Origin of the sequence: Serratia sp. (in: enterobacteria) (genome assembly GCF_046715635.1) — a bacterium.
Lineage (GTDB): Bacteria > Pseudomonadota > Gammaproteobacteria > Enterobacterales > Enterobacteriaceae > Chania.
Genome location: NZ_JBKJYW010000363.1, coordinates 1 through 10,342 on the forward strand (window position 1 = coordinate 1; position 10,342 = coordinate 10,342).

The following is a 10,342-nucleotide window of genomic DNA, read 5'->3' on the forward strand; positions in this document are numbered from 1 at the left end:
TGCGCTGGGCGAGCCTGCTGCTGTTGACCACCGCTGAACTGGTTGCCACCCTGTGGCTGCTGAGGTTGACCCCAACCGCCCTGCTGGCCACCCGCTGGAGCGCCGCCGCCTGCTGGAGCACCACCACCTTGGCGGCCACCCAACATCTGCATGGTGCCACCCACGTTGACCACGATTTCGGTGGTGTATTTTTCTACGCCCGCCTGATCGGTCCATTTGCGGGTCTGCAATGCACCCTCGATGTAAACCTGGGAACCTTTACGCAGGTATTCACCCGCCACTTCAGCCAGCTTGCCGAACAACACCACGCGGTGCCATTCCGTTTTTTCTTTCTGCTCGCCAGTAGCCTTGTCACGCCAGCTCTCGGAGGTCGCCAGGGTAATGTTGGCAACTGCGCCGCCATTAGGCATGTAACGGACTTCAGGGTCTTGACCCAGATTCCCGACCAAAATTACTTTGTTTACGCCTCTGCTGGCCATGTTCGATCTCCCGATGAGTCATTTAAGTGGATTCAGACCACATTTTGGATAGTCTAAACCACAAATTGTAGCATGCCACCTGCTTAGATTATACCTGCGAAGTGCCTTCCAAAAATGTCCCGGCGATCGACCTTGTTGCATTCGTATACTGGATATTCATTCAGGTTTTTTTGTGCCATAATTATGCGTTTCGTACTGGCCGAGCCGTTTTATTGCGCGTTAGATCACACAAATCGCCCGCAGAAGAACGCAGACAGGCGCGGTGTATCATCAAGACGGGAAGTGTAAATGGACAATATCGAAGTTCGTGGTGCTCGAACCCACAATCTCAAAAACATCAACCTGATTATCCCGCGCGACAAGCTGATCGTCGTCACCGGTCTGTCGGGGTCAGGCAAGTCCTCACTGGCTTTTGATACCCTGTATGCCGAGGGGCAGCGGCGCTACGTTGAGTCGCTCTCTGCCTACGCTCGCCAGTTTCTTTCGCTGATGGAAAAACCGGACGTCGACCACATTGAAGGTCTGTCCCCGGCAATCTCCATCGAGCAGAAATCGACCTCGCATAACCCGCGCTCCACGGTCGGGACCATCACAGAGATCCACGATTACCTGCGCCTGCTGTTTGCCCGCGTCGGCGAACCGCGTTGCCCGGACCACCACGTTCCGTTGGCGGCACAAACCGTCAGCCAGATGGTGGATAACGTGCTCAACCAGCCGGAAGGCAAACGCCTGATGCTGTTGGCACCGGTGGTGAAAGATCGTAAGGGCGAACACACCAAAACGCTGGAAAACCTGGCAACCCAGGGCTATATCCGCGCGCGTATCGACGGTGAAGTGTGCGATCTCTCCGATCCGCCAAAGCTGGAGCTGCAAAAGAAACACACCATTGAAGTGGTGGTGGATCGTTTCAAAGTGCGTGACGATCTGGCGCAGCGTCTGGCCGAGTCGTTTGAAACCGCATTGGAACTGTCTGGCGGTACCGCCGTCGTCGCCGATATGGATGACGAAAAGGCCGATGAGCTGCTGTTCTCCGCCAACTTTGCCTGCCCCATCTGCGGCTACAGCATGCGTGAGCTGGAACCCCGGCTGTTCTCGTTCAACAACCCGGCCGGTGCCTGTCCAACCTGTGACGGTTTAGGCGTGCAGCAGTTCTTCGATCCTGAGCGTGTAGTGCAGAACCCTGAGCTTTCTCTGGCCGGTGGCGCTATCCGCGGTTGGGATCGCCGTAACTTCTATTATTTCCAGATGCTGCGCTCGCTGGCGGAGCACTATAGCTTTGATGTGGAAGCCCCATTCAGCAGCCTGGATGCCAACGTGCAGAAAGCGGTACTGAGCGGATCGGGCAAAGAGTCGATCGAATTCAAATACATCAACGATCGCGGTGACACCACCGTGCGCCGCCATCCGTTTGAAGGCGTGCTGCATAATATGGAGCGCCGTTACAAAGAAACCGAATCCAGCGCGGTTCGTGAAGAGCTGGCCAAATTTATCAGCAACCGTCCTTGCGCCTCGTGCCGTGGCACCCGCCTGCGTGAAGAAGCCCGTAACGTGTTCGTGGAAGATACTACGCTGCCGGAGATCTCCGAGCTCAGCATCGGCCATGCCATGACCTTCTTCCAGAATATGAAGCTGAGCGGTCAACGTGCCCAGATCGCCGAGAAGGTGTTGAAAGAGATCGGCGATCGTCTGAAGTTCCTGGTTAACGTCGGGCTGAACTACCTTTCACTGTCACGCTCTGCGGAAACGCTGTCCGGCGGTGAAGCCCAGCGTATCCGCCTGGCTAGCCAGATCGGTGCTGGCCTGGTAGGTGTGATGTACGTGCTGGATGAGCCTTCCATTGGCCTGCACCAGCGCGATAATGAGCGCCTGCTGGAAACCCTGATCCACCTGCGTAACCTGGGTAACACGGTGATCGTGGTAGAACACGATGAAGACGCGATCCGCGCGGCCGACCACGTGATCGATATCGGCCCTGGTGCCGGTGTTCACGGCGGCCAAGTGGTAGCAGAAGGCACCGTCGATGACATCATGGCCCAACCAGACTCGCTGACCGGCCAGTTCCTTAGCGGCAAGCGCTCAATCGCCATTCCGGGCGAACGCGTGCCCGCGGATCCGACCAAAGTGCTGAAACTCAGCGGCGCACGCGGCAACAACCTGAAAGACGTGACGCTTACGCTACCTGTCGGGCTGTTTACCTGCATTACCGGGGTTTCCGGTTCAGGCAAGTCAACGTTGATCAACGATACGCTGTTCCCGATCGCCCAACGCCAGCTCAACGGTGCAACCATTGCCGAAGCCGCTCCCTACCGCGAAGTGACCGGCCTGGAGCATTTCGACAAGGTGATCGATATCGATCAGAGCCCAATTGGCCGTACCCCACGCTCTAACCCGGCCACCTACACCGGGATCTTCACCCCGGTGCGTGAACTGTTTGCCGGGGTACCTGAATCCCGTACCCGTGGCTATACGCCGGGCCGCTTCAGCTTTAACGTCAAGGGTGGCCGCTGCGAAGCCTGCCAAGGCGACGGCGTGATCAAGGTTGAGATGCACTTCCTGCCGGACATCTACGTGCCTTGCGATCAATGCAAAGGCAAACGCTATAACCGCGAAACGCTGGAAGTGAAGTACAAGGGCAAAAACATCCACGAAGTGCTGGAAATGACCATTGAGGAAGCCCGTGATTTCTTCGATGCCGTGCCAGCCTTGGCGCGCAAGCTGCAAACGCTGATGGAGGTAGGGCTTTCTTATATCCGTCTCGGGCAGTCGGCCACCACCCTTTCCGGCGGTGAGGCGCAACGTGTGAAACTGGCGCGTGAGCTGTCGAAACGGGGTACTGGCCAGACGCTGTATATCCTTGATGAACCCACCACCGGTTTGCACTTCGCCGATATTCAGCAGTTGCTGGCGGTGCTGCATCAGTTACGCGATCAGGGCAACACCATCGTGGTGATTGAACACAACCTGGACGTCATCAAGACGGCGGACTGGATCGTCGATCTGGGCCCGGAAGGCGGCAGCGGCGGCGGTGAGATCCTGGTGTCCGGCACGCCGGAAACCGTGGCCGACTGTAAAGAGTCTCACACCGCACGGTTCCTGAAACCGATGTTGCAAAGATAAGACCGTGGCCAACATGCCGAACACCTAAGCTCGGCATGTTGGCCGTTATTACGGCGCACCCTAGGGACAACAATAAGTTTCCACCGTAGTAAGGCAGCAGCGGATTTGAGGGTTTTAACTATCACACGGATATGTAAAACGCTTAACGTGCTGGCTCAGTGGCCAAATAACTATCACCAGCAAAACTCGGCATTATTTATCTGAGGCTAACATCTGCTCATATCGGCCAGGTTACCCTCCCCATGACTGCACCTGCTTCAATTCAAATTCGGCTTCGGCTAATTTTCTCTGTCGTTTAGCAATTTTGCTCGGCTTGCCTTTGAGCTGTGCTTCATGCAACTCTTGTTTTCTTTTTTCTATCTTTCGTTGCTTCTTGGCAATTTGATACTGGCGATCAAATTCTAACGGCTGAGTGGCAGGCGCATAATCGTATCTATTATAACGACCTTGGTAACCACCGTGGCAGTAGGTCTGCACATTGGCCAAGGCCCGATTAAGCCCCTCAACACGATGAACATTGCCATAACGCGTCGCGTAATCGAGCTGTTCTCGCAGTTTTTGTTCTTTTATTGCGCAATTTGGCGCAGCCAATGATAATGAGGAATAAACGAGCAGCGGCAGTAGCAAAAGTATTGAATGATGCGGTTTCATAATTAAATTTCCTTTTAGTGGGTTCCCCCACGGATCCCTTATCCTTATTTGCCTTTTAAGCAGATTAATATAAATGCATTAATAACACAGTCATAATTTAAATTCCAATGAGAACTCTCTCAATTAACAGCACTGCGCTATTGAAAATAAATTATCAACCTATTTTTATCAATCTTTAAATTATCACCAATTAATAGAAAATAATCCAATTAGTGTAATTAACCTCAAAAAAACCTTGCCAATCCTGTTTCTCAGAACTAAATAACGTAGTAAACAATATTGGCCTACAAAATAAAATTTCCCCATAGGTATCGGGGGGGACGTAGTCCTCTTGGCCTGCTGCCACTCTTGAGCCAACAGGCCTGGCCACCTATAAATTCAAATGCGCAGCTCTTGGCGCACCTGTTCGGGCAACCCTTCCAGCACCAACTGATATGAGCTGTCGATCAAGTGATAAAACTGCGAGTTGGGTAGGTTGCCGTCCAGAAACACCGCGTTCCAGTGGGCTTTATTCAGATGTTCGCAGGGGACGATTTCAGGATGCTGCTCACGCAGGCTTTCCGCCAGCTCCGGGCTGCTTTTGATCGCCAACGCCGGGCGGCCCTGCACTTCACACACCATAGCAAACATGACATCACCCACCTTGATCTGGCTGGCCCGCCATTGGTTTTGATCGCTTTGGTGTGCGCCAGGTTTCGCCATGCAGTATTCCAGCAGTGCTGAGTTATTCATTGGGTTATTTCCCCGAAAGGCACAATGCGGCGCGAACCACTGTGAATAGGCTGTTGCCAGCCAGATGCTTTGCCAGTTAGCTAGAGAACCGCGCCTACCGTCTGCAAGCAAAGCTGAATGGCGTCTACGAATAGTCCGAACGCCCTCAATCAGTATATTCTTTATCCAGTTGGCGGCAACCGTCAGCACGCAGAAACAACAAGGGGCGATATCGCTATCGCCCCTTAGACCACTGCATTAAGGCTGTTACTGCACCGCGGTAAACGCCTCAGCCACTTGACGGACGTTATTGTGGTTCAGACCCGCCACGCACATACGACCGCTGTGGATCAGATAGACACCGAACTCTTCACGCAGCCGGTCAACCTGAGCCGCACTGAAGCCGGTGTAGCTGAACATGCCACGCTGCTCGAGCAGGTAATCGAAGTTACGCTGTGGCAACGCGCCCTTGAGCGTTTCGACCAACGCTTTACGCATCTCCAGAATACGGCTGCGCATGGACTCCACTTCGGCCAGCCATTGCGCTTTCAACTGCGCATCGTTCAGCACTTTTGCCACCACCTGCGCACCGAAGTTCGGTGGGCTGGAGTAGTTACGGCGCACGGTCGCTTTCAACTGCCCCAGCACGCGTTCAGCGGCTTCGCTGCTTTCACACACCACAGAAAGCCCACCCACGCGCTCACCGTACAGCGAGAAGATTTTCGAGAATGAGTTACTCACCAGGCACGGCAAACCGGCAGCCGCGATGGCGCGAATGGCATAGGCATCCTGATCCATTCCGCCACCAAAGCCTTGATAAGCGATATCGAGGAACGGGATCAGTTCACGTTCGGCGATCACTTTAACCACCTGATCCCACTGGGCATTGGTGAGATCGGAACCGGTCGGGTTATGGCAACAAGGATGCAGCAGCGCAATGCTCTTGGCTGGCAACTGTTGCAACGTGTTCAGCATGGCATCAAATTTCACCCCCAGTTTTTCACCGTCGAAATAGGGGTAAGTATTCACTTTAAAACCGGCACCGCCAAAGATGGCTACGTGGTTTTCCCAAGTCGGATCGCTGACCCAAACCTGAGAGTCCGGGAAATAGCTTTTCAGGAAGTCGGCACCCACTTTCAACGCCCCAGAGCCGCCCACGGTTTGAATGGGGGCGATACGCCCCTGTTGCAGCATGGGGTGTTCGGCGCCGAACAACAGTTGTTGGATTGCGCTGCGGTAAGGCTGTAGGCCTTCCATCGGCAGGTAGACCGAGGCCCCCTGCTCAACGCTGTTAAGTTGGGCTTCAGCAGCAGCAACGGCCTTCATCTGTGGAATGATGCCTTGCTCATTGTAGTAAAGGCCAATACTCAGGTTCACCTTGTGCGCACGGGGATCTTTTTTGAATTTTTCCATCAGCGACAGGATCGGGTCACCTGCATAGGCTTCAACATTCTGGAACACGGGTTGGTTCTCCTGATTTTGGTTGTTCGGGTACTTTCCTTAATATAGCCACAAATCGGCGTTGGGTTTTAGCTTTATCTCGCCACCGGTAGCAAACCGTTTTCTTTGATCCGTTCCAGTACCACCGCCGTTTTGATATGCCCGACGCTTTTATGGCGGGAAAGCGTCTGGCTGATAAACTCACTTAGCGCGGGCAGGTCTGCTACCGCCACTTTCAGCAGATAGTCGGCATCGCCGGTGGTTTTGTAAACGTCAACAATGGCATCCACTTCTGCCAGCATCTGATGAAAACTGTCGATCTGCTCTTGGGTATGGGTCAGTAGGCTTACCTCGATCAACCCCACCAACCCCAATCCTACCGCCTCTGGTGCCAACCGAGCGTGATACCCTTTGATCAACTGGGCCTGCTCCAGGCTGATACGGCGGCGCGAGCATTGCGAGGCCGAAAGCCCAACCAGTTCGCTCAGTTCCTGATTGGTCAGACGACCATTGGCCTGTAACAGCGTCAGGATTTTCATATCAAAATCGTCAATGTTGTACATAGCCACCTGTAAAATGTGTTAATAAATGTTGACGCTACAGACTAGCAGCTTTTTTAGCCTTGCAAACATCGGTGCTGGCGGGTTGTGAGAGACATAGCAGCAAAGCCAGCTTCCTTGCTCAGAAATGGCATAAAAAACGGCCAAATTACGCAAACCAACAACAATTAACGGCAAAAGCGCGCATAAAACCACAAATGTATTTGTCGACATGAAAAGGAAATTTGATGAAAAAACTATTGCCTCTCGCCTTGCTGGTCGCCACCGGGAGCGCCAGCGCACAATCCAATCTGGACAAGGTATTGCAGCAAAAAACGCTGACGGTCTGTACCACCGGCGATTACAAGCCCTACACCTTCCTGAAAGAGGATGGCAGCTACGAAGGCATTGATATTGCCATGGCCGAATCGCTGGCCAACAGTCTGGGAGCCAAAGTGAAATGGGTTAAAACCACCTGGAAAACTCTGACGCCTGACTTTGTGGCCGGGAAATGTGATATCGCCATGGGTGGGATTTCAGTGACGCTGGAGCGCCAAAAACAGGTGTTTTTTGCCGAGCGGCTTGATACCGACGGCAAGATCCCGCTGGTGCGTTGTACTGACGTGAAAAAATACCGCACCATTGAGCAGATTAATAAACCTGCGGTGCGGCTGATCGAGCCGGCCGGTGGCACCAACGAAGCCTTTGTTCGTGCTCATCTTCCCAAGGCCAACCTGACGCTGTCCCACGATAATATGGGCATTTTCCAGCAGTTGGTGGACCGTAAGGCCGACGTGATGATCACCGATGCCTCCGAAGCGCTGTACCAGCAGAAACGTTATCCCAAACTGTGTGCGGTGAACCCGGATAAGCCGATGCAATACGGTGAGAAGGCTTATATGCTGCCGCGTGATGATATGAGTTGGAAGCTGTATGTCGATCAGTGGCTGCACTTGAGCAAGGCCAGCGGGGAGTATCAGAAGATTATTGGCCAGTGGCTGGCGGTGAAGAAGTAAGATTGCCCCTCACCCTAACCCTCTCCCACAGGGAGAGGGAACCGATCGAGTTAGGCTGAAAATATAGTGATTGATCCTGAGCACCGACTGTCTCACCTTAGATTGCCAAGATTATCTAATGACTACCAAAAGAGCAGAGGCTATCAGCTCCCTCTCACTAAAGGAGAGGGTTGGGGTGAGGGAAATTACTCGCCGATATATTCCATCGTAACGCGCTGGGTCAGCTTGGTGATCAGCTCATAGGCGCTAATGCCGCTAAAGGCAGCCACCCGCTCAACCGGCAACTCAGTACCCCACAGCACCACTTCATCACCCACTTTATCGCTGGCGTCCGGCCCCAAATCGACGGAAATCATATCCATGGATACCCGGCCAACAATCGGCACTTCGCGTCCGTTCAGCCATACCGGCGTGCCAGAAGGCGCACTGCGTGGATAACCGTCGCCATAGCCCATCGCTACCACGCCCAGGCGGGTATCTCGTGCACTCACCCATAGTCCGCCGTAGCCTACCGGTTCCCCGGCTCGGTGCTCACGCACCGCGATCAGGCTGGATTTCAGCGTCATGGCAGGTTGTAGCCCAAAGTGATCGGCGTAAGGTTCTTCCAACGGGGATACGCCATACAGGATAATCCCTGGACGTACCCAGTCACGATGAGCCTGTGGCCACAGCAAGATCCCGCCGGAAGCCGCGATCGACTTCAGGCCCGGCTTATCGTTGGCGAAGTGCTCAAAGCAGCTGATTTGCTTTTCTGTCGCATCCACCAGAGGCTCGTCGGCACGGCTGAAGTGGCTCATGATATTGATCGGCTGCACCACGTTACGACAGGCACTCAAACGCTGGTAGAACGCCTCAGCCTGTTCCGGACGAACACCCAGGCGATGCATACCGCTGTCCAGCTTCATCCATACCGACACCGGGAGCGCCAGCTCATTCTGCTCCAGCGCCTCAAGCTGCTCGATGCTGTGAATGGCGGTTTCGATATTATTCGCCACCAGCGCAGGCAGATCTTCGGCACAGAAGAAGCCTTCCAGCAGCAGGATCGGTTTGACTATGCCACCGGCACGCAGCATCAGCGCTTCGCCGATACGCGCCACGCCGTAACAATCGGCATCTTGCAAGGTGTGAGCCGTTGCCAACAGGCCATGTCCATAGGCGTTGGCTTTCACCACGGCAATCAGGCGGCTTTGCGGCGCCAAGCGACGGACCTGTTGCAGGTTATGTCGCAGAGCGCGGCGATCGATGACAGCAGTTGCCGCTTTCATTTCAATTCCTTAGCTGATTATTCATCATCATATTGTGGCCCCGCATAGTTATCGAAGCGTGACCACTGGCCGTTAAAGGTCAGGCGTACGGTACCGATCGGGCCGTTACGCTGCTTACCCAGAATAATTTCGGCAATCCCTTTCAGATCGCTGTTCTCGTGATAAACCTCATCACGGTAGATGAACATAATCAGGTCGGCATCCTGCTCGATGGAACCGGATTCACGCAGGTCGGAGTTGACCGGGCGCTTATCAGCACGCTGTTCCAGGCTACGGTTCAACTGCGACAGCGCCACTACCGGCACCTGCAGCTCTTTCGCCAAGGCTTTGAGCGAGCGGGAGATCTCGGCAATCTCCAAGGTACGGTTGTCGGAGAGTGACGGCACGCGCATCAACTGCAGGTAGTCGATCATGATCAGGCTGATCCCGTCATGTTCACGGAAAATACGCCGCGCGCGTGAGCGCACTTCGGTTGGCGTCAGGCCAGAGGAGTCGTCAATATACATATTGCGCTTCTCCAGCAGGATCCCCATGGTGCTCGAGATCCGCGCCCAATCCTCGTCATCCAGTTGGCCGGTACGGATACGGGTCTGATCCACGCGCGACAGAGAGGCTAGCATACGCATCATGATCTGGTTGCAGGGCATCTCCAGGCTGAAGATCAGCACCGGTTTATCCTGTGTCATCGCGGCGTGTTCGCACAGGTTCATCGCGAAGGTGGTTTTACCCATTGCTGGGCGGGCCGCGACGATGATCAGGTCAGATTTTTGCAGACCGGCGGTTTTCTTGTTGAGATCGTGATAGCCGGTGTCTACGCCGGTTACACCGTCGTGCGGCTGCTGATAGAGCTGCTCAATGCGGGCGACGGTATCTTCCAGAATACGTTCGATACCTTTGGGGCCTTCATCTTTGCTGGCACGGTTTTCCGCGATCTGGAATACCCGGGATTCGGCCAGATCGAGCAGATCTTCGCTACTGCGCCCTTGCGGATCGTAACCCGCATCGGCGATTTCGTTGGCGACGGAGATCATTTCACGGACTACCGCACGTTCACGCACGATATCGGCATACGCACCGATGTTGGCCGCACTGGGGGTATTTTTCGATAATTCGGCCAGATAGGC

Annotated in this window: 9 protein-coding genes; 2 read left to right on the forward strand and 7 right to left on the reverse strand. The window is 54.3% G+C overall.

Annotated features, from left to right (window positions below):
* On the reverse strand, nucleotides 1–479 hold a 479-nt coding region (locus tag ACLQ7H_RS18915; protein WP_411753994.1), incomplete at its 3' end, for a single-stranded DNA-binding protein.
* Nucleotides 480–767: 288 nt separating this feature from the next.
* Between ACLQ7H_RS18915 and uvrA the strand changes: the two genes are divergently transcribed.
* Nucleotides 768–3,596, forward strand: coding sequence for an excinuclease ABC subunit UvrA (uvrA, locus tag ACLQ7H_RS18920; protein WP_411753995.1), 2,829 nt, complete (start codon nucleotides 768–770; stop codon nucleotides 3,594–3,596).
* A 231-nt stretch (nucleotides 3,597–3,827) separates the two neighbouring features.
* Here the strand turns inward: uvrA and ACLQ7H_RS18925 are convergent, their stop codons facing one another.
* The 4 genes from ACLQ7H_RS18925 to ACLQ7H_RS18940 all read right to left on the reverse strand — a co-directional run bounded on the left by ACLQ7H_RS18925 (nucleotide 3,828) and on the right by ACLQ7H_RS18940 (nucleotide 6,961).
* Nucleotides 3,828–4,247, reverse strand: a complete 420-nt coding sequence (locus ACLQ7H_RS18925) for a DUF1090 domain-containing protein (protein WP_411753996.1) — start codon at nucleotides 4,245–4,247, stop codon at nucleotides 3,828–3,830.
* Between the two features lie 378 nt (nucleotides 4,248–4,625).
* Nucleotides 4,626–4,979, reverse strand: a complete 354-nt coding sequence (locus ACLQ7H_RS18930; RefSeq protein ID WP_411753997.1) for an MmcQ/YjbR family DNA-binding protein — start codon at nucleotides 4,977–4,979, stop codon at nucleotides 4,626–4,628.
* A 246-nt stretch (nucleotides 4,980–5,225) separates the two neighbouring features.
* On the reverse strand, nucleotides 5,226–6,419 hold the full coding sequence (locus tag ACLQ7H_RS18935; RefSeq protein ID WP_411753998.1) for an amino acid aminotransferase: 1,194 nt from the start codon (nucleotides 6,417–6,419) through the stop codon (nucleotides 5,226–5,228).
* 74 nt (nucleotides 6,420–6,493) lie between these two features.
* Nucleotides 6,494–6,961, reverse strand: a complete 468-nt coding sequence (locus ACLQ7H_RS18940) for an Lrp/AsnC family transcriptional regulator (RefSeq protein WP_024528003.1) — start codon at nucleotides 6,959–6,961, stop codon at nucleotides 6,494–6,496.
* A 224-nt stretch (nucleotides 6,962–7,185) separates the two neighbouring features.
* On the opposite strand from ACLQ7H_RS18940, the gene ACLQ7H_RS18945 reads away from it, so the two are divergent.
* Complete coding sequence (locus ACLQ7H_RS18945; RefSeq protein ID WP_021180806.1) at nucleotides 7,186–7,953, forward strand: transporter substrate-binding domain-containing protein; 768 nt, start codon at nucleotides 7,186–7,188, stop codon at nucleotides 7,951–7,953.
* Between the two features lie 185 nt (nucleotides 7,954–8,138).
* On the opposite strand, the gene alr is transcribed toward ACLQ7H_RS18945, so the two are convergent.
* Both alr and dnaB read right to left on the reverse strand, forming a co-directional pair.
* Nucleotides 8,139–9,218 carry an alanine racemase gene (alr, locus tag ACLQ7H_RS18950; protein WP_411753999.1) on the reverse strand — a complete coding sequence of 360 codons (1,080 nt, stop codon included), beginning with the start codon at nucleotides 9,216–9,218 and terminating at the stop codon, nucleotides 8,139–8,141.
* A 17-nt stretch (nucleotides 9,219–9,235) separates the two neighbouring features.
* Nucleotides 9,236–10,342 (reverse strand): replicative DNA helicase (gene dnaB, locus ACLQ7H_RS18955; RefSeq protein WP_411754000.1); only part of this gene is annotated, 1,107 nt, incomplete at its 5' end.